Source organism: uncultured Algimonas sp. (assembly GCF_947498175.1).
GTDB lineage: Bacteria > Pseudomonadota > Alphaproteobacteria > Caulobacterales > Maricaulaceae > Litorimonas.
Genome location: NZ_CANMJB010000016.1, coordinates 12,124 through 30,023 on the forward strand (window position 1 = coordinate 12,124; position 17,900 = coordinate 30,023).

Below are 17,900 nucleotides of genomic sequence, written 5' to 3' on the forward strand. Positions count from 1 at the left end.
CTCAAGTGCCGCGCGGGTTCTCCGCCGCATTGACCAGTGACAGAAACTCCGCCCGCGTGTTCGGGTCCAGGAACTGCCCGTCCAGTGCGCTGCTGATCATGCGGTGCGGGGTGCGGATGCCGCGCATGGTCATGCAGAGATGTTCGCCCTTGGCCAGGACGGCGACATTATCCGTATCGAGATAGGTTTTCAGGTCCGAGGAAATGTCGGAGACGAGTTTTTCCTGAAGGGACAAGGCATGGGCGTTCTTGTGCGCGATCCGGGCGAATTTGGACAGGCCCAACACCTTGTCCTCGGCGATGTAGGCGACCGATACATCGCACCAGAAGGGCAGCATGTGGTGTTCGCACATGGACCAGACGCGCATGCCGGTCACGGCGACCATCTGGTTGTGGCGCACCGAGGAAAAGACCGTATCGAGCTTCCCGGGGTCGTATTCGATGAATTCGCTCCAGAAGTCGGCGATGCGGCGCGGCGTTTCGAGCAGGCCCTCGCGGTCCGGATCTTCGCCCAGCGCGACGAGCAGTTCGCGCACGAGTTCCTTGACGCGGGCGTGATCGACGGTCTTGGTCGTGAGATGTTGTTCGGGCATGGGATGCGGTCCTTTGTCAGTCCGTTCTTACGCAGCGCGCAAGCTTAGCGATGTTCGAATGTCTTTGCACGACAGCTGTTCGTGGGAACGCTCAGAGCGCGTCTCGGATGGCGGCGACGCGCTTGCGGTTCGCCCCCATGTCGGAATGGCCGACGCGGGACGCGGAACGGACCTGCCACAGATCGCCGTCGCGGCGGAATTCGACGTCGTCCACGAAGCGCATCAGCCTGCTGGTGTAGGTCGCGCTGAGATAATCGTCCGTCTCGGATGTGATGGTGCCGCCGGTCTTCGTGACCGCCGCCTTTAATCCGGGCTTGTCGGTGCGCAACGGGTCGACCCGCTTGCCGTCATCCGTGCCTGCTTCCGAACCGACCCCGTTGGGCTTGTCCGGCAACGGGGCGAGCCGGCCGTCCACAAGCCCTCGGGGCGCGCCGCGCTGGCTGAGCAGGGACAGGATGATCATGCCGGCCATGATGATGGCGGGGATGAGAAAGAGCAAGCGCATGGCGGGCTTTTAACCGGATTCACGATCCGCGAAACACCAGATCGCCGATATGTTCGTCATACCAGGTCGGACCGCTCAGCGATTGGAAGAAGCCGTTATGGCCGCCATGATCATGGACGATCATGCGCGAGCCTGGCGCCAGTTTCAGCCGCCTGACATCGCGTTCGGGGATCATGCCGTCATCGCGCGCCGTGACGATGTCCACCGGCACGGGCACGCGCGACAGGTCGTCCGGATCGACGCGGTAGGCGTTGAAATAATCCTCCATGCGCGGATAGCGTGAATGCAGCGGCAGGATCCGCTCGGTGATGCCCAGCACTCTGCGGCTCCGCAACAGGTCGCCGAAGTCATAGAGCTCCGGGAACAGCGCCTGCTTCTTGCGCAGACTGTCGCTCCACTTCTTCAGGAAATAGCGGCGATAGAGCGGATTGGCATCCACCAGCGGGGCCGCGCCCCAGGGATCGACGACGGGGGAAATGGCGAAGATGCGGCGCAGTTTCGGGATCATCAAGTCGCGCAGGGAGCGCGCGATCCGCAGCGCGAAATTGCCGCCCAGGGAAAAGCCGACGATGTAAACGGGCGCGCCCTCGCCCGTTCCCGTGCTGTTGAGGCGGGCCGCCTGCCGCACGGCGTCGAACACCTCATTGAACCGCGTGGAGAAGAACAATCCCTCATTGAGGTCGTGGCTATCGCCGTGATCGCGGTAGTTCAGACGGAAGACGCTGGCGCCCCGCTCAAACATGTACCGGCCGCAACTGACGACATAGGTGCTGTCCTGGGACCCTTCCCAGCCATGCAAGAAGACGATCAGCGCCTTGTTTTCGGGATGGGGCGAAAAGGAGCCCTTCAGCCTGACCCCGTCCTCGCATGCGATGATGCGGTCTTCGGCGGCATCGAGCATGGGGTTCGGCCCGCGTTTGCGGAAGGACTGGCTGGCCAGGGCGGTCTGGACGATACCGGGGCGCAGCCAGAGTGGCGGGTCGAACGGTTGCGGCTTTGGAACGGAAAGGGGGGCGGCCATTACGGATCGCAACCTAACGCGCTCCGAAACGGGTTTCCAGAGCCGTCGCTGCGAATTGGAAACGGCTTTCTAAGGCGTCTCGGGACCGTACTCGCCGCGCGGCCGATCGATCAGGCCGGAAAAGAAGAGAGCGTTCATCAGCAGCTTTTCCGTTCCCGGATAGGTGCCGCGGAATACGGGGTTGTCCGCCATGAGGATCACCGTTCCGCGTCCCGGTCGATAGGTGACCACCGACGGTGTGCCCGCGATCTCTTCCAGTCGGCGGTCCGAAGCGTAACCGGTCAAGAGGGGCGATTCCGTGTACTGGACCGGCACGGCAAAAGGGTTGTCCTCCGGACGTTCCAACGTGAATTCGACGTTGCGATGCACTGGCAGGTCACGATCGGTGAAGCCGAAGCCCAGCGGGTGCGTCGGATCGAGATCAGCCGCAAAGATGGCTCCGCCGATCACATGCTCGGCATCGCGCAGGCGCATCTCGGCGAAATCGAACCGCTCGGACTTCTCTTCGCCGTCCGCCTCGTCGCCGTCGGCGTCTTCTTCTTTCACTCTAGGACTGTCGGCTTCGTCCGCCTCTTTTTCATCCTCTTCATCGCTCAGAAGATCTTCTTGCGCCCAAAGCGCGGAATCGCGCATCGCCACGAGCGTGCCGCCGGCGCGGATCCAATCGTGGATGTCATCGGTCAGCGAGTCGCCCAGCGACGGGTCGCCGCCGACCAGGATCAGATGGGTGTAGTCGCCCCAATCGAGCGATCCCAGATCGTCCGTATGGACCAGGGTCACCGGCATGTTGTGGCGGTAGTCCAGCGTCCACCAGACCTCGCCCGCATCGTAACGTGAAAAACCGCTATCATAGGCCAGCACGACCTTGGGATCTTCCAGCACACGGAAGGAATTCGCCGCTCCGAGGTCGCGGCCCGTGGTCGGCGTCAATCCCGAGGTCGCCGCATGAACGGGGACGCCGTCCCGCTTCGCGATTTGTTCCATGATCGCGTGGATGTCTTCGCGCGATGCCTCCTGCCGGGCAAGCGGAACGAAGACCGACCCACGGCCCAGTTGCACGAGCCCGCGCGTGGTCGGCACGGAAACTTCGTCCATGCCGGCCCGCGCCATGAGATCTTCGGACAGAATGCGGTGGAGCGCCCGGGGTGCGTAAGTGTGCGACCAGTCGAACACATAGCCATAGGGCGCGCGGTCGGGCGCGGGCGCCCGTCGGAACGCGCCATTGGCCCGCTCGCCGATCCGCACGCGGCGCGCCAGGCGCTCGCCGACGGGCGCATAGTCGAGATCGTAGGCCAGCGGCAGCGTCCAGCCGGAGACGTCGTAGAAGATGTTTTCCTCGAAATCGGTAAAGCGCTCGAAGATGCCCCGGATCATGCGGTTGTTCGTCTGCGCCATGGAGACGTAATAGCTGTCGCCCGCCCTATAGGTCCGGTCGTCCACGGTCAGACCCTCGGCGAGGCGGTTCACCTCGATGTCGTGCATGTCCAGCAGGCGGACGAAGCGCGCGGCCCGTTCCGGGTCGCCGTCGGCCGTGAAGACCCAGCCGCCGGAGCCGCCCTGGTCCGCGTTCTCGGCGAAGAAGTCGCGCTGATAGGCTGTGATCTCGTCGCGCAGGTCGAGCGACCCCTGGATGGTCGTCAGCGCCGTGCGGAACTGGGTGCGCACATTGTCCGCCGTTTCAACCAATCCGCGCTCCGTCTGCACCGCGCCGCCGCGCGCGGCCCCCGCCTCGAACAGGATGCCGAGCGAGCCGTTGATCTGCGGATAGGTCGACCCCTTGCCGATGTAGAAGTTGTCGAACCCTTCCTCGGTCGAGTAGAGACGGGCTTCGCTGTCCAGGAACGCCGCGTGGCGCTTGCCGATCCCTTGCGTGAGCTCGCGCGCCCGTTTCGGAATCAGGGGATTGCGCCGCAGCTCTTCGCCGGGATGGAAGTAGTAGGGGCTGTTGGAGCCCATTTCATGATAGTCGGCCGACACCATCGGCTTCCATTTGTGCCATTGCCGGATCCAGGCCTGGCTTTCCGGCTGGGTCAGCAGCAGCCATTGGCGGTTCAGGTCGAACCAATAGTGGTTGGTGCGCGCCTCCACCCACATCCTGTGGGCGGCGTCGTTGAGGTCGGTATTGTCCCCGACCGACCAGAAGGTCTCCACATGGTCGATGCGCCGCGCGTGGCCGTCGGGGTTGAACACGACCGTGAAGATCATCACCGCGTCGTCCAGCTGCCGCTCCACTTGCGGCCCCTGCCCGGCCGCGAAATGGTAGAGCACGGGGATCGCCGCATCCATGCTGGAGGTCTCCGCGCCGTGGACGCCGAAATTGATCCACAGCACCATGGGCACGGCGTCAGCGGCCGCGCGTCCTTCCAAGCGCTCCAGATGGGTCCGGCGGATCGTCTCGATATCAGCTTGGTTTTCGGGGCTGGTGACCGTGAAGGTCAGGATCGGCCGCTTCTCGTGGGAATAGCCGATCGTTTCCACACTGATGCGGTCGGACCGGTCGGCCAGGTTGCGAAGATAGGCGATCATGTCGCCAAAGCGAACCGGACGTTCGCCGATTTCGTACCCGGCCTGCTGCCCGAAAGTCGGAACGCCCGGGTCGTAGGTCACGCCGTCGATGCGGTAGGCCTCCGGCGGAGCCGCCAAGGCGGGTGCGGCCAGGGCGGGCGCGGCGAAGGCAAACAGGATTGCAAGAAGAACGAGAACGCGGCGCTGCATGAAAGCTCCCAGCTCAGATGACGGGCAAGCCATAGGCAGGGTGGAAAGGGGCTTCAAGCGAAGCTTGGCCGGGATGTTTCAAGAAAACGTCAGATGGCTTCCCGAAAGGGGCTCTCCGATGGATCAGCTGCAGAGATGGCGCTTCACCACGGCGCCGGCCTTGCCCATGTCGATGCTTCCGGCATGTTCGGCTTTCAGCTTGCCCATGATCTTGCCCATGTCCTTCAGGCAGGTCGCGCCCGTGCTTTCGACGAAACCGGCGACGACCTTTTCGATTTCGGCGTCCGTCATCTGCACGGGCATGAAATCGCGCAGCACGGCGATCTCCTCGCGCTCGCGCTCGGCCAGTTCGGGACGGTTGTTGTCGTCATAGGTCTTGGCGGCCTCTTCGCGCTGCTTGACCATCTTCGTGAGGATCGAAAGGATTTCGCCGTCGTCGATCCCGCCGCAGCGGTCGGCGGCGCGCGCGGCGATGTCGCGGTCCTTGATGGCGGCGCTCATCAGGCGCAGCGTGGACAGGCGCACGCCGTCCTTTTGGCGCATGGCCGTTTTGGTCGATGCACTGATCTGGTCGCGAAGGGGTTCGCTCATGGTGTGGCTCACGTTGCGACCGCGCGGAAGGGGGCCGTCCTGAATTGCAAACGCGTCATATAGAGAGGGGGTTGCCCCCTGCCAAGCATTCATGGCGGCGCAAGAATGGCGCACGGGTCGCATCTGTGCACGACCTGCCGCGCGCAGCTTGCGAATCCGCCGGACCTGCCGCATAGGGCGCGCCTAGCAGTGCCACGCTAGGATTCTTGACATGAGCGACGACTACATCCCCGACCCGGCCCCGACGGCCGTGCTCGTTCTGGCCTCCGGCGAGGTCTTTCGCGGCACCGGGATCGGTGCCGTCGGAGAGGCGGTCGGGGAAGTCTGCTTCAACACGGCGATGACCGGCTATCAGGAGATCCTGACCGACCCGTCCTATGCCGCGCAGATCGTGACCTTCACCTTTCCGCATATCGGCAATACCGGCACGACCGAGGAAGACGAGGAAGCCACGACCAACGCCGCCCGCACGGCCGCCCGCGGGGCAATCTTCCGCGCTTCCGTCACTCCGGCCGCCAGCTGGCGGTCCGAATCCGAACTGGGCGATTGGCTGGCAGCGCGCGGCATCATTGGGCTTTCGGGCATCGATACGCGGGCGCTGACGGGACATATCCGCGATCACGGCATGCCCAACGGCGTTATCGCGCACGATCCGAAAGGCGCGTTCGACATCGATGCGCTGGCTGAGCGGGCGCGCAGCTGGAACGGTTTGGTCGGTGCGGACCTGGCCAAGGACATGGTCGCGAAGGACAATTTCGACTGGACCCAGGCCCGCTGGCAATGGCCGGACGGCCATGCGGACGGAACCGGGACGAAAAGGGTCGTGCTGGTCGATTACGGCGTGAAGCGCAACATATTGCGCAACCTCGTCAGCTCCGGGCTCGCCGTCACGGTCGTGCCGGGCACCGCATCCGCGCAGGACATTTTCGCGCTTGGCCCAGACGGCGTCGTGCTATCGAACGGTCCCGGCGATCCGGCGGCGACCGGCGCCTACGCCATTCCCGTCATCCGCGACCTGATCGACGCCGGCATGCCGATGCTCGGCATCTGTCTCGGCCATCAATTGCTCGCGCTGGCGCTGGGCGCGAAGACGATCAAGATGGACCAGGGCCATCACGGCGCCAACCATCCGGTTATGGACCACACCACGGACAAGGTCGAGATCGTGTCCATGAATCACGGTTTCGCGGTCGACCGGGCCTCTCTGCCCGACACGGTCGAGCAAACCCATGTCAGCCTGTTCGACGGCACGAATTGCGGCATCCGCCTCAAGGGCAAGCCCGTCTTCTCCGTCCAGCACCACCCCGAAGCCAGCCCCGGCCCGCAGGATAGCCTCTATCTGTTCGACCGCTTCGCCGACGCCGTCGAAGCGACGACCCGCCCCGCTTCATGACCAGACGCCAAGTCCCGGAACGCGCCCGCCTGATCCGCTGGATTCTCTAGGCCGTTGTCATCGCCGCCGCCTACGGCGTCGTGGATTCTCGCACGGAAAAAGAGCGCGCCTTGGCCGAAGAAACATGCGCCGACGGCGTCGCCGAGTTCGACAGCGCCGTGACAGGCGCGACAATGGTTTGCGAGTAGGGCTCAGTTCAAATAGCGAACCATCACTTCGACGGCATCTCAAGTGTTTTGGGAAAGCGCCGCACGACTTCATCATAAGCCGCCTTGACGTCAGGATGCATCTTATAGGTCGAACGATCTTCCGGATAGAGACCGGCAGCGTCTTCGAGGACGACTTGAAACCGCCGACCTTGGGACTTGGCGATTTCCCGAAGCGCAGACAGCTTACCCGCTTCCATCTGAGTGATGCCTTCGTGCGTCTCTATTCCTCCAGCACAACCCCACCATTCGCTACCAGATCCCGCGCGCTCGCCAGTACGCTTTCCTTGGCGGGACGCGGCACGACGCCCGTCATGGACGTGACGTAGGCGCTGTCGGCATGGGCGGTGTGGCCCAGATCCGGCAGGATGGATTTGATGCGGTCGTCGAAGATCGACATCAGGCGCAGCATGAAATTCGGCGCTTCCATCCTGGGCAGCTTGGCTTGCGGAAACTCGCCTTCCAGGATTTCGCCGATCTCCTTGAAGCTCAGTGTCTGTCCCGCCGCCATCAGCCGCCGTCCGGCCGCGTCCGGGGCGCTCATGGCCGCGACGTGTATCGCCGCGCAGTCGCGCACATCGACGACGGGATAGGCCAGTTTCGGCACGGCCGGGAACTCGCCGTTCATAATCTGGCGGACAACGCCCAGCGACGCGCCGCCATTGTCATACGGGTCCGGACCCAGCACGAAGCCGGGGTTCACGGTCGTCAGCCGGTCCCGCAGCCCTTGTGCGTCCGCATAGGCCCAGGCCGATAGCTCGGCGCGCGTCTTGGAGACGGGATAGGCGCTCAGCGGCGCCCAATCCGGATCGGACCAGTCGTCCTCCGTGTAGGTTTTCTCCTTCGGGCGGTTCGGTTGCATCATCATCGCGACCAGGGACGAAGTCATCACGATCCGCTCCACCCCGGCGGAAAAGCCGTTCTCGAGCACGCGTTGCGTCCCCGCTCGCGCCTCCGGGACCAGCGCCTCGCGGTCTTCGGGAGCGTCGAGCGGAAACGGCGAGGCGATGTGCTGGACGAAACGGCAGCCCTCGACCGCCTCGCGCCAGCCCGCATCGGCGCCCAGTTCCGCCTCGACCAGCTCGACGCCGGATATGTCCACCCCGGCCACCGCCATGGCGTCGAGCACACGCCGGCCCTTGGCCCTGTTGCGCACCGTCCCGCGCACACGGTAGCCCTTGTGGAGCAGCTTAGCCGCGACATGGCTGGCGATGTAGCCGGTTATACCGGTGACGAGAACGAGATCGGTCATGGACACACTCTAGCGGTTCCGGCCCAGTTCGTCATGCGAAGACACCCAATCGCCCGCGACGATCGCCGAAGAGAGGGATAATTCACCGGCCAGCACGGTTGCCGCCGTGATTTCCAGCAGGCGGCCGACCTTGCCGGTTCCCACGCACCCCATCAGGGCCAGGCATTCGGCCTGCGTCGGCAGGCCCGTGCCGCCGCCATGCGTCGCCATGATCAGGCTCGGCAGGGTCAGCGACCAATAGAGCGAACCGTCATCGCGCAGATCCACGAAGGAGATCGACGCCTGGCTTTCCGCCACATTGGCCGCGTCCTGACCGGTCGCGATGAACAGGGCGGCCAGACCGTTGGCGGCGTGCAGCCCGTTGGACGATGTGCCCGCCAGCATTCCGCCCGTATGGCTGACATTGCGCACACGGAAGAGCTGCGTGGTGGTGGCGCGCATCAAGGCTTCGGTCTTGTCCGGGGCCAACACGACCTCGGCCACGACCCGCGCGCCGCGCGAATGTATGGTGTTGAGCTGGCTGTGTTTCTTGTCCGTGTCGATCGCCCCCGACAATGTGTAGCCCTTGAGCGCCCCTTGATAGTGGTCGGCGATCCACTGGCACGCCGCGTTCGCCGCCTTGCCCGACATGTTCTGTCCCGCGGCGTCGCCGGTGGTGAAATTCATGCGCGTATAGAGCATCGCACCGACACTGTAGCGTTCGACATGGGACAGCCTGCCAACCGAGGTCGTCGCGTCTGCGGCGCGTTTCACCCCGTCGAAATTGTCGTCCAGCCACACACCGAAATCGCGGGCGTCGCGCGCGCCGTCGAAATGGAAGACCGGGGCGCGCTGCATGTAGCGTTCGACGATGGTGACGCGCGCGCCGCCGCATTCGCGCAGCAATCGCATGCCGCGATTGTAGCTGGCGACCAGCGTGCCTTCGGTCGTCGCCATCGGCACATAGACGTCTTCGCCGGGGCCGACATGCTCGCCATGGACCGTCAGCGGCCCGGCCAGGCCGATCGGCACTTGCGCCGCACCGATGGCGTTTTCGATATTGCCGGGCAGCCGGTCCGGACCGATCGTGGTCCGCCCGACATGGTCGAGGGCGACACCGGTCCGAGCGCGCGCGAAGTCCCGGCGCGCCGCCATCATCTCTGCGGTATAGTCATTGTCGCGGTTTCGCGGAATGCGCGGGTCGGCCATGATGCCTCCTGTCGATTGCCTCCCCCCGATAGCCCAGCCTCACCCGATGCGCCATGCGGTCCGCCGTGGCGATTCTGACACGACAGTGTCGCACAGTCGCGTTAGAGGCATGCAATGACCTGCAAATTGCTTCTCTGCACCGCCGCACTCTTCCTGTTCGGCTGCACTACCGTGACCGACCGGGGGGTGGACGATGTCGATCCTGCGCCCTTCTCGACCGGCATCGTGCCGATGAGTTCCGCAGCGCTGGCCGACGACACGGTGCTGACGCGCATCGCCGTCGGATCCTGCGCCAACGAAACGGAAGACCAGTCCATCTGGAACGATATCCGCGCGGAAAACCCCGATCTGTTTCTTTTCATCGGCGACAATGTCTATGGCGATCCGCGCCGGTCGGATCCGCGCTTCGCCGACCCGGCAATGCCGCAAATGCGTCAGAGCTATATCGACCTGTCGCGGTCCGCGCCGTTCGCCGCCCTCAGGGCCGAGACGCCGGTGCTGACGACCTGGGACGATCACGATTACGGAGAGAACGATGGCGGAGCGGACTATCTCTACCGCGATCGGGCCGAAGCCCTGTTCCTGGACGCCTGGGACGTCCCGGCGGCGGACGAACGTCGCGCGCGCGACGGTGTCCATACATCGCGCATCATCGGTCCCGACGGAAGACGCGTGCAGATCATCCTGCTCGATACGCGGTTCTTCCGCACCTATCTGCAGGCCACGGACGAGCGCGGTGCGAAAGGCAAGGAACGCTACGTTCCATTGGCGGAACCGCATGGCACGATGCTGGGCGACGCGCAGTGGGACTGGCTGGAGGGCGAATTGGAAAAGCCCGCCGACCTGCGCCTGCTCGTCTCTTCGATCCAGATCCATGCCGACGGGCATGGCTGGGAGGCGTGGAAGATGATGCCGCATGAGCGCGACCGCCTCTACGAGCTGATCGACGGGACGAAGGCGAACGATGTCATCTTGTTGTCGGGCGACCGCCATGCGGGTTCGATCTACCGCCGCGACGATGTAACGGACGAACCGCTTTATGAACTGACGACATCGTCACTCAACGTTCCTGCCAGCCGCTGGCGGGCGGAGTCGGGCGAAACCTATGTCGAACCCGGCCCGCACCGCCTGCACACCATGCAATACGAGGCCAATTACGGCCTGGTCGATATCGACTGGGCGGACCGCGCCGTCACGCTGACGGTGCGCAGCCCCGACGGCGGAGATTTCGTCAATCGCGTGACTTTCTAGACGCAACAATGCCCCGTCTCGGTCTGGATGCGGCCACGATACGCCGCTAATGCACGGTCATGCTTACACCGTCCCGCCGCGCCGTCAGCGCCAGCCTTCTCTCCCTTCCCTTGATCGGCGCTTGCCAATCCAGAGCCACGCCGAATGCAATAGGCTGGATGTCGGAAATGGAAGCCATCGAGGCGCGGCGCGGCGGACGCATCGGTGTCGCGGCGCGCGATCTCGCGACGGGGCGCACGCTGACGCACCGCGCGGACGAACGCTTCGCCATGTGTTCGACCTTCAAGTGGATGCTGGGCGGTGTCGTTCTGGCACGCGTCGATGAAGGCCGGGAGTCGCTGGACCGCGAAATCGAGATCCGCGAACCGGACATGGTCTTCCACGCGCCGACGACGAAGAAAGCCGTCGGCAGCCGCCTGACGGTCGGGCAGCTCTGCGCCGCGACCATCGCCAATAGCGACAATCCGGCCGCGAACCTGTTGCTGGACACGATGGGCGGGCCGGACGGTTTCACCCAAGCCCTGCGCGATCTGGGCGACGGCGTCACCCGGCTGGACCGCTACGAACCGGAACTGAACGCCAACACGCCGGGCGATCCGCGCGATACGACGACGCCGCTGGCCATGACGGACGCGATGGAGCGGTTCGTCTTCGGCGAGGTCCTGAGCGCGCAGTCGCGGCTGACCTTGCGCGACTGGATGCTCGGCGCGGTGACGGGAGACGGCCGCCTGCGCGCGGGCGTGCCAGACAGCTGGGCGCTGGGTCACAAGACGGGCACCAGCAGCCGCGACGCCAACAACGATGTCGGCTTCGCCCTGCCGCCGACGGACAGCGGACGGCGGCCCATTGTGATCGTCAGCTTTTCGGACGGACCGGGCGCCTTGGAGCCCGCCGCCGAAGGCGCTCACGCCGATGTGGCCCGCGCCGTGATGGCGGCGTTCGGCGCCGCCTAGGCGGGCTGCTCCATCGCGTCACGGCCCAGACGCCGCGCGTCGGGACCAATCCAGCGCGAATAGTCGAAGCGCCGTTGCGCCAGACCGGACAAAAGCTTGGTCCGGCTGCGTTCGTCGCGCAGAATGCCTGCCAGGCGGGCGAAGGGCGAGAAGTCCTCTTCCGGGAAGACGTCCAGCGCCATGCGTTGCGGCCCGATGAGGCGCCCGGCCATATCGCGGTAGCTCAGCGTGCCGTCGTCGGTGGAGAAGCCGAACCGCCGGTAAAGCAACCGGTCGGCCACCGTGATGCGCAAGCTCGGATCGTCGAGCGACAGTACGGGCCCGTCCGTGTCCAGCCGTCCGCCGGTGGCATTGAGCAGCCGCGCCGCTCCCTTGTCCGCGACGAGGCATAGCGCGCGACGCGTCGGCCAGGCCGGGCGCAGCAACAGTCCGTCTATGGCGGAGGCCGCCTTGCGGATCATCTTCTTGCACTTGACCGGCTTGTGCGGGCTGAGCTGCCCGTCGGGCGCGATGCGGTAGCGTTTAAAACCAAGCCGTCCCTGCCAGGGCGACATGAACTGGACGAGTGTTCGGTTCGAATGTGACATTTATATATTCCTTTTCGTCATCTATATGTCACAAATACGTCGCGGTTGCAAGAATCCGGCACAGTCCGCTCCTGTCTCCCTATCGCCAGCGCCCATGGGTCCACGGCGAAAACCATCGCCCCGCCGCCTTGTCCGGCACCGGATCGTGCCCGCACGTGCCCCAAGGCTGGCAGCGCGACAGCCGCGCCAGCCCCATCCAGCCGCCCGCCCAGAAGCCGTGGCGGCGCATCGCCTCCAGCATGTAGGCGGAACAGGACGGATCGTGCCGGCAGCGCACGCCCAGCGCCTGCAGCACGGGCGACACTGCGATCTGGTAGCCCCGGATCAGGCCCGCCGCGGCCCATATGTGCGGTCCTCGCCTCATGCCGCGCAGGCTAGCGGCGCCGCGCCCTGCCGCAAGCGTGATTTCGCAGCACGCGCGGGTTATGTTATGAGAAAAGCATGAAACATGCCGTCCCGATCGCCCTGCTCGCCATCGCCCTCATGAACGCCCCGGCGTTTGCGCAGCAGATCGTCATCGGCCAGGGCGCGGCCTATGGCTGCTACCAGTCCGCCCTGAGCGACAATCCCGGCACGCGTGGTGCGATCCGCGACTGTACGGACGCGCTGGACGATCCGCTGAGCCTGCGCGACGAAGCGGCCACGCGCGTCAATCGCGGCCTGCTGCTGATGCGCAAGGGCGATCACGCGGCCGCGCTGTCCGATTACGCCGCCGCGCTGCGCATCGACCCCGACCTGCCCGAAGCGCATGTCAATCGCGGCACGGCGCTGTTCCACACGGGCGAGATGGACGCCGCCCGCGACGCCTATACGCGCGCGATCGACCTCGGCATCGGCAAGATGCCCGAAGCGCTCTACAACCGCGCCCTGATCCACGAACGCCAGGACAATGCCCGCGCCGCCTATTCCGACCTGAAGGCCGCGCTGGCGCTTCGCCCCGATTGGGACCTCGCGCAGCGGGCCATCGGCCGCTTCACGGTCGTGCGCCGCGCGAACTAGCCGGCTCGGACACACCCCACGCACCCTCCCCGCTTGCCTATTGCGCCCGCGCCCTTAAGGAAGCGTCCATGACAGCCAGTGTGAAAATCGCGTCCTCCTACGATTACGACGACCTGATCGTCTCCGGCGAGCGCTCCCTGTTCGGGCCGGGCAACGCCAAGCTGCCCCTGCCGCCCATGCTGATGCTCGACCGGATCGAGAAGATCGCCGATACGGGCGGGGCCTATGACAAGGGCGAGATCATCGCCCATCTGGACATCGATCCCAGCCTCTGGTTCTTCGCCTGCCATTTCTCCGGCGACCCGGTCATGCCCGGCTGCCTCGGCCTCGACGCCATGTGGCAGCTGGTCGGCTTCTGGCTCGGCTGGACGGGCGGACAGGGCCGAGGCCGCGCGCTCGGCGTGGGCGAGGTCAAGTTCACCGGCCAGGTCACGCCGGATGTCAAGCATGTGCGCTACGAGATCGACATCAAGCGCGCCATCCGCCGCAAGCTCGTCCTCGGCATCGCCGACGGCCGCATGTATGCCGACGACGAGCTGATCTACCAGGCGAAGGACCTGCGCGTCGGATTATTCATTGCGGAAGAGGGCTAACCCCCCTCCTTCGCGCTCACCCCGGCGAAAGCCGGGGCCCAGGGTCGCGCTTGCTCTCCCGCCCGCTGACGGCTCCACACCCCGAAAGCTGGACCCCGGCGTCCGCCGGGGTGAGCGAAAGGGTCAGGATCACAGCCCCCTTTCCTCCCAAGCGGCAAACCGCTAACCCATCCGCTCAACACGGGATTTGAGTCATGTCTGAACTGAAACGAGTCGTCGTCACCGGCATGGGGATCGTCTCCTGCATCGGCAACGATCTGGACACGGTCGCGAAGAATCTGAAGGCCGGAAACTCCGGCATCGAGCGCGACGAGAAGATGGCCGAATACGGCTTTCGCAGCCAGGTCTCCGGCCGCCCCGACGACACGACCGAGATGGCCAAGGAGATCATCGGCAAGCGCTCGCTTCGCTTCATGGGCGACGCGGCCATCTGGTCGGCGCTGGCCATGGACCAGGCGATCAAGGATGCAGGCCTGACCGAGGACCAGATCGTCGATCCGCGCACCGGCATCATCGCGGGCTCCGGCGGCCCGTCCAGCCTCGAAATCGTGCGCGCCGCCGACATCACCCGCAAGAACATGTCGCCCAAACGCGTCGGCCCGTTCGCCGTGCCCAAGGCGATGAGCAGCACCGTGTCCGCCACGCTCGCCACCCATTTCAAGATCAAGGGCGTCAACTTCTCCATCACCAGCGCCTGCACCACGTCCCTGCACTGCATCGGCACGGCCGCCGAGCAGATCCAGTGGGGCAAGCAGGACGTGATGTTCGCGGGCGGCGGGGAGGAACTGGAATGGTCCATGTCCAACCTGTTCGACGCCATGGGCGCGATGAGCAGCAAATATAACGACACGCCGAAACAGGCGAGCCGTGCCTTCGATGCGAACCGCGACGGCTTCGTCATTGGCGGCGGCGCGGGTATGCTGGTGCTGGAAAGCCTGGAACACGCCAAGGCCCGCGGCGCGAAAATCTATGCCGAGATCATCGGCTACGCCGCGACCAGCGACGGCCATGACATGGTCGCCCCGTCCGGCGAAGGCGCGGAACGCGCCATGCGCATGGCATTGGACGATGCCGGGCTGGCCCCGTCCGCCCTCGACTATATCAACCCCCACGCCACCAGTACTCCGGTCGGGGACATCGCCGAAACCAACGCCATCGAACGCGTCTTCGGACCAGCCAATCAAGGAGAGGGCGAGCAAGGCCCGATGGTCTCCGCCACCAAATGCCTCACCGGCCACTCCCTCGGCGCCGCCGGCGTGCAGGAAGCCATCTACACCCTGCTGATGATGGAGCGCGGCTTCGTCGCCCCGTCGATCAACATCGACACGCTCGACCCGGAATTAGGCGACATCAACATCGTGCGCGAGCCAACGGAGACGATGCTGAAAACGGCGATGAGCAACAGCTTCGGGTTTGGCGGGACGAATGGGAGTGTGGTTTTTAGTCGGTAAGACTATCTGCCTTTACGATCTCCACTAAAGGATCGCCCCACATACCTGGCCCCTTAATAGCCTGCCCACTAGAGTCATAAAATGCAGATTTTATTTCGGATCCTGTGGTCACGCCTGACATTTTTAAAAGAGCCGCTTTACCCTGATCACTTTTCGCCCTCTCAAAGATCGGGAAAGTCACCCCATAGTCTACAAGGGTAAGAGTGTAAGGATACCAAAACCGTCTTGATTGCCTTTTTGTGAGAACGGATGTTACGACAAACAACATCACATCAGCTTGTTGTATCTCCCTAAATGAGAATGCAGACGTTTCTGCACGCTGCTTTTGCTGATCAGCAAACAAACTAATTCTATTCAGGTTATTTTTTGAGTTATAATAACTTAATATTCTTAGCTCTCCTTGAAACGCTGATACGTTTGCTAACTTTGAAGTATTGAGACCTTCGAAAAAATACTCACGACCCAAAATAAGCTGAAACAGTTCGTATTTTCTACGCTTAATCAAGAGAGCCGAGAGATAAATTAGAAGCTCCTGAACAAAGAACCGCTGTCTATCCCTATCCCATTCGCTAAATGCACTCTTCCCTTTTCCAGGCACAATTAGAGAGTACATATTTTCTATGAACTCTTCAAAAATCTCCGGGAACCTGCCTGATTGCTCTGATAATATAAGTGCATCAAAAAAAGTTATGCACTCATCTCTGAGACGAGCAATACCCTGCAAAGAATCAAAGAAGTCTGATCCATTTTGTTCACTATCGAACCCTTCGCCAAGGTTATCAACCGCAGTATAGATTGCCTCCAATGCATCAATAACGTCAAAACTAGCTGATCCAAGATTGTTCCTTAAGGATTTTACCGCCCTTGTTACCTTAGCACCTCCGACTACATATAGAGTTGAGGAATTTAGATAAGACGGCTTCTTACCGATCTCAGGCGCGACGTCTGAAGGTTGACCGAAAATCCACCTTATAATTCTTTCGAAAGACTCTGTATCTGAGTCCACATCAGATATATTTACGTATATTCTTGAACCATAAAATGTTGGAAGATACGCGTTGCCGTCGCCATCAATCTCGGTCACGACTGCCAAATATTTCGTCTTGTCTTTTTGCTTAAAAATCTCTGGCGTGATTATTTGCGCCTCTGTGCCAACACCTCCCTCTCTAGCATCTGCCTTCTCAGAATAAGCTCTGTCGGATACTATTATAACTTTGTCTACTTTAGGATCACTAACCATGCTTTCCATAAAGGCATTTGCATCCTGACCTTCTCTAAGGTTCCAGCGATCAATGCGTACATCAACACCATTTTCTCTAAGATACGTCGCAAGTTCAAGAACTCGGTCTATATGTTCCTGACTACTCCAACTATAGGAAATATACACTACAGGGGGCTCTTTCATCATACTCATACCACTACTCAATGCTTATAGATTGCTTTGAAGACGAATACACTTTTAGGTGTTGACGAGATTCGTATCAAGACTCGTTCGTATGATCATGCGAACGAGTCGGGCAATGACGGGAGTCTAGGGTATAGAAGTTTCTGACTGATGGTTTTTGGCGGAATTTGAGACGGATGTTGCCTACGAATCCCTCTTATGCTTTAATGGCAATGTTTCTATCGTTTTGATTTCCTTTGCTTTTAAAAAACTCCAAGAGAACAATTCTCGCCTGCCCCGTCCAAGGCCATATATCCTATTGTCTATTGCAGGACACGAGGAGGTGCATAATCCTTCGAGTGCAGTAGGCCGGAGTGAGGGCTAGGTGGGCCAGCGGGGGGACGACCCCGCGTTCGGGGGAAGACGGTGAGAGCCGACCCTTTTCGGAAGCCTACCGGACGGAGGCGAGGCGCGCTTTCCAATATCTCGCTTCGATTTGTATAAGGACGGTATTCTTCGCGCGTGAAGTGGGCCGCGCTGCGTTGGGATTGTCGGCGATTGTGGTGGTTCAGATGGGCCGATCCAGTACTCCATCCTCGTTTTAACCCCCTTGCCGCACACCAAAATTCACAACTCTCTCAATCCTTTACACGATTTCTGCGGAAATTATATCCTCGCAAACCCCTTTTGCCCGTAATTTCATACCTGTTCGCTGCAAGACACGAGGAGGTGCGTAACCCTCGGTGCAGGGAACAGGAGCGAGGGCTCGGTGGTGTGAGCGGGGATCCTCCCGCCGCACAAGGACTGTGACGAGCAGTCCGTGGGTCCTCTCCGGGAGAGCCGACGCCGGGGTCTTACAAACCCCAGTGCAATCGTAGCCCCGGAGAGGACCGCGCACCGCCGGGTGGAGGGGTCGGCCGACCTACGCAGCGGCCGATCGCCTCCGATGTTCCGCTTTCGACGTGTGGCTGGTCCCTGGGCTCCGCGCGCGCTTGAGATCCCCGCTCTCGCCAGGTTCGGCGGGCGGGGGGAGGCCGTGGAGCGCAGAGGGTGGGCCGCACGCCGGGCGGCGATGTCGGGCCGGACTCCTCGCGCGGGCTTTCGCCCTCGTAAATAGGTGTGTCTTTGCTTTCAATCCTTCGGGAGCGAAAGCCCGCGCCTCGTGTCGCCAACCGGCGGCGCAGACCGACCCCGCCGTGGCCCCGATGCCCGGTCGCAC

17 protein-coding genes are annotated in these 17,900 nt (G+C 62.8%); 6 read left to right on the forward strand and 11 right to left on the reverse strand.

All coding sequences use genetic code 11. The features are described from left to right. Nucleotide 1 precedes the first annotated feature (1 nt). The 5 genes from folE to Q0718_RS13375 all read right to left on the reverse strand — a co-directional run bounded on the left by folE (nucleotide 2) and on the right by Q0718_RS13375 (nucleotide 5,424). On the reverse strand, nucleotides 2–592 hold the full coding sequence (folE, locus tag Q0718_RS13355; protein WP_298918978.1) for a GTP cyclohydrolase I: 591 nt from the start codon (nucleotides 590–592) through the stop codon (nucleotides 2–4). 91 nt (nucleotides 593–683) lie between these two features. Further along, on the reverse strand, nucleotides 684–1,097 hold the full coding sequence (locus tag Q0718_RS13360) for a DUF1499 domain-containing protein (RefSeq protein ID WP_298918981.1): 414 nt from the start codon (nucleotides 1,095–1,097) through the stop codon (nucleotides 684–686). Nucleotides 1,098–1,116: 19 nt separating this feature from the next. Continuing rightward, nucleotides 1,117–2,118, reverse strand: coding sequence for an alpha/beta fold hydrolase (locus Q0718_RS13365; protein ID WP_298918984.1), 1,002 nt, complete (start codon nucleotides 2,116–2,118; stop codon nucleotides 1,117–1,119). Nucleotides 2,119–2,187: 69 nt separating this feature from the next. Next, on the reverse strand, nucleotides 2,188–4,833 hold the full coding sequence (locus Q0718_RS13370) for a M14 family zinc carboxypeptidase (RefSeq protein ID WP_298918987.1): 2,646 nt from the start codon (nucleotides 4,831–4,833) through the stop codon (nucleotides 2,188–2,190). A gap of 123 nt (nucleotides 4,834–4,956) precedes the next feature. Further along, entirely contained in the window at nucleotides 4,957–5,424 is a 468-nt protein-coding gene (locus tag Q0718_RS13375) for a GatB/YqeY domain-containing protein (RefSeq protein WP_298918990.1), read from the reverse strand. A gap of 211 nt (nucleotides 5,425–5,635) precedes the next feature. Here Q0718_RS13375 and carA point away from each other — a divergent pair, with 211 nt between their 5' ends. Further along, nucleotides 5,636–6,817, forward strand: coding sequence for a glutamine-hydrolyzing carbamoyl-phosphate synthase small subunit (gene carA, locus Q0718_RS13380; protein WP_366523895.1), 1,182 nt, complete (start codon nucleotides 5,636–5,638; stop codon nucleotides 6,815–6,817). 211 nt (nucleotides 6,818–7,028) lie between these two features. Here carA and Q0718_RS13385 read toward each other — a convergent pair whose 3' ends face one another. The 3 genes from Q0718_RS13385 to Q0718_RS13395 are packed head-to-tail and all read right to left on the reverse strand — an operon-like array spanning nucleotide 7,029 to nucleotide 9,463. Further along, a complete protein-coding gene (locus Q0718_RS13385; RefSeq protein ID WP_298918993.1) occupies nucleotides 7,029–7,223 on the reverse strand; it encodes a hypothetical protein in 195 nt (64 codons plus the stop codon). A gap of 23 nt (nucleotides 7,224–7,246) precedes the next feature. Further along, the gene (locus Q0718_RS13390) at nucleotides 7,247–8,275 is read right to left on the reverse strand and encodes an NAD-dependent epimerase/dehydratase family protein (RefSeq protein ID WP_298918996.1); all 1,029 of its coding nucleotides are present in this window, start codon (nucleotides 8,273–8,275) and stop codon (nucleotides 7,247–7,249) included. Nucleotides 8,276–8,284: 9 nt separating this feature from the next. Next, on the reverse strand, nucleotides 8,285–9,463 hold the full coding sequence (locus Q0718_RS13395; RefSeq protein WP_298918998.1) for a hydroxymethylglutaryl-CoA reductase: 1,179 nt from the start codon (nucleotides 9,461–9,463) through the stop codon (nucleotides 8,285–8,287). Between the two features lie 114 nt (nucleotides 9,464–9,577). Here Q0718_RS13395 and Q0718_RS13400 point away from each other — a divergent pair, with 114 nt between their 5' ends. Beyond that, entirely contained in the window at nucleotides 9,578–10,714 is a 1,137-nt protein-coding gene (locus tag Q0718_RS13400) for an alkaline phosphatase D family protein (protein ID WP_298919001.1), read from the forward strand. Nucleotides 10,715–10,773: 59 nt separating this feature from the next. Next, nucleotides 10,774–11,667 (forward strand): class A beta-lactamase, encoded by an 894-nt coding sequence (gene bla, locus Q0718_RS13405; RefSeq protein ID WP_298919004.1) that lies wholly within the window; start codon nucleotides 10,774–10,776, stop codon nucleotides 11,665–11,667. On the opposite strand, the gene Q0718_RS13410 is transcribed toward bla, so the two are convergent. Beyond that, entirely contained in the window at nucleotides 11,664–12,254 is a 591-nt protein-coding gene (locus Q0718_RS13410; RefSeq protein ID WP_298919007.1) for a hypothetical protein, read from the reverse strand. The genes bla and Q0718_RS13410 overlap by 4 nt on opposite strands. A gap of 79 nt (nucleotides 12,255–12,333) precedes the next feature. Then, nucleotides 12,334–12,618: a membrane protein insertion efficiency factor YidD gene (gene yidD, locus Q0718_RS13415; RefSeq protein WP_298919010.1), complete on the reverse strand. Its 285-nt coding sequence runs from the start codon at nucleotides 12,616–12,618 to the stop codon at nucleotides 12,334–12,336. Between the two features lie 77 nt (nucleotides 12,619–12,695). Between yidD and Q0718_RS13420 the strand changes: the two genes are divergently transcribed. From Q0718_RS13420 to fabB, 3 genes are all read left to right on the forward strand, one after another. Continuing rightward, nucleotides 12,696–13,253, forward strand: a complete 558-nt coding sequence (locus Q0718_RS13420; RefSeq protein ID WP_298919013.1) for a tetratricopeptide repeat protein — start codon at nucleotides 12,696–12,698, stop codon at nucleotides 13,251–13,253. Nucleotides 13,254–13,321: 68 nt separating this feature from the next. Continuing rightward, nucleotides 13,322–13,846 (forward strand): bifunctional 3-hydroxydecanoyl-ACP dehydratase/trans-2-decenoyl-ACP isomerase, encoded by a 525-nt coding sequence (gene fabA / locus Q0718_RS13425; protein ID WP_298919016.1) that lies wholly within the window; start codon nucleotides 13,322–13,324, stop codon nucleotides 13,844–13,846. A gap of 203 nt (nucleotides 13,847–14,049) precedes the next feature. Continuing rightward, entirely contained in the window at nucleotides 14,050–15,297 is a 1,248-nt protein-coding gene (gene fabB, locus Q0718_RS13430) for a beta-ketoacyl-ACP synthase I (RefSeq protein ID WP_366523896.1), read from the forward strand. Here the strand turns inward: fabB and Q0718_RS13435 are convergent. Next, nucleotides 15,287–16,711: an SEFIR domain-containing protein gene (locus Q0718_RS13435; protein WP_298919021.1), complete on the reverse strand. Its 1,425-nt coding sequence runs from the start codon at nucleotides 16,709–16,711 to the stop codon at nucleotides 15,287–15,289. The genes fabB and Q0718_RS13435 overlap by 11 nt on opposite strands. Between the last annotated feature and the right edge of the window lie 1,189 nt (nucleotides 16,712–17,900).

Coding starts and splice junctions, on each gene's coding strand:
- folE (WP_298918978.1), bottom strand. CDS start 592: ATGCCCGAACAACATCTCACGACCAAGACCGTCGATCACGCCCGCGTC.
- Q0718_RS13360 (WP_298918981.1), bottom strand. CDS start 1,097: ATGCGCTTGCTCTTTCTCATCCCCGCCATCATCATGGCCGGCATGATC.
- Q0718_RS13365 (WP_298918984.1), bottom strand. CDS start 2,118: ATGGCCGCCCCCCTTTCCGTTCCAAAGCCGCAACCGTTCGACCCGCCA.
- Q0718_RS13370 (WP_298918987.1), bottom strand. CDS start 4,833: ATGCAGCGCCGCGTTCTCGTTCTTCTTGCAATCCTGTTTGCCTTCGCC.
- Q0718_RS13375 (WP_298918990.1), bottom strand. CDS start 5,424: ATGAGCGAACCCCTTCGCGACCAGATCAGTGCATCGACCAAAACGGCC.
- carA (WP_366523895.1), top strand. CDS start 5,636: ATGAGCGACGACTACATCCCCGACCCGGCCCCGACGGCCGTGCTCGTT.
- Q0718_RS13385 (WP_298918993.1), bottom strand. CDS start 7,223: ATGGAAGCGGGTAAGCTGTCTGCGCTTCGGGAAATCGCCAAGTCCCAA.
- Q0718_RS13390 (WP_298918996.1), bottom strand. CDS start 8,275: ATGACCGATCTCGTTCTCGTCACCGGTATAACCGGCTACATCGCCAGC.
- Q0718_RS13395 (WP_298918998.1), bottom strand. CDS start 9,463: ATGGCCGACCCGCGCATTCCGCGAAACCGCGACAATGACTATACCGCA.
- Q0718_RS13400 (WP_298919001.1), top strand. CDS start 9,578: ATGACCTGCAAATTGCTTCTCTGCACCGCCGCACTCTTCCTGTTCGGC.
- bla (WP_298919004.1), top strand. CDS start 10,774: ATGCTTACACCGTCCCGCCGCGCCGTCAGCGCCAGCCTTCTCTCCCTT.
- Q0718_RS13410 (WP_298919007.1), bottom strand. CDS start 12,254: ATGTCACATTCGAACCGAACACTCGTCCAGTTCATGTCGCCCTGGCAG.
- yidD (WP_298919010.1), bottom strand. CDS start 12,618: ATGAGGCGAGGACCGCACATATGGGCCGCGGCGGGCCTGATCCGGGGC.
- Q0718_RS13420 (WP_298919013.1), top strand. CDS start 12,696: ATGAAACATGCCGTCCCGATCGCCCTGCTCGCCATCGCCCTCATGAAC.
- fabA (WP_298919016.1), top strand. CDS start 13,322: ATGACAGCCAGTGTGAAAATCGCGTCCTCCTACGATTACGACGACCTG.
- Q0718_RS13435 (WP_298919021.1), bottom strand. CDS start 16,711: ATGAGTATGATGAAAGAGCCCCCTGTAGTGTATATTTCCTATAGTTGG.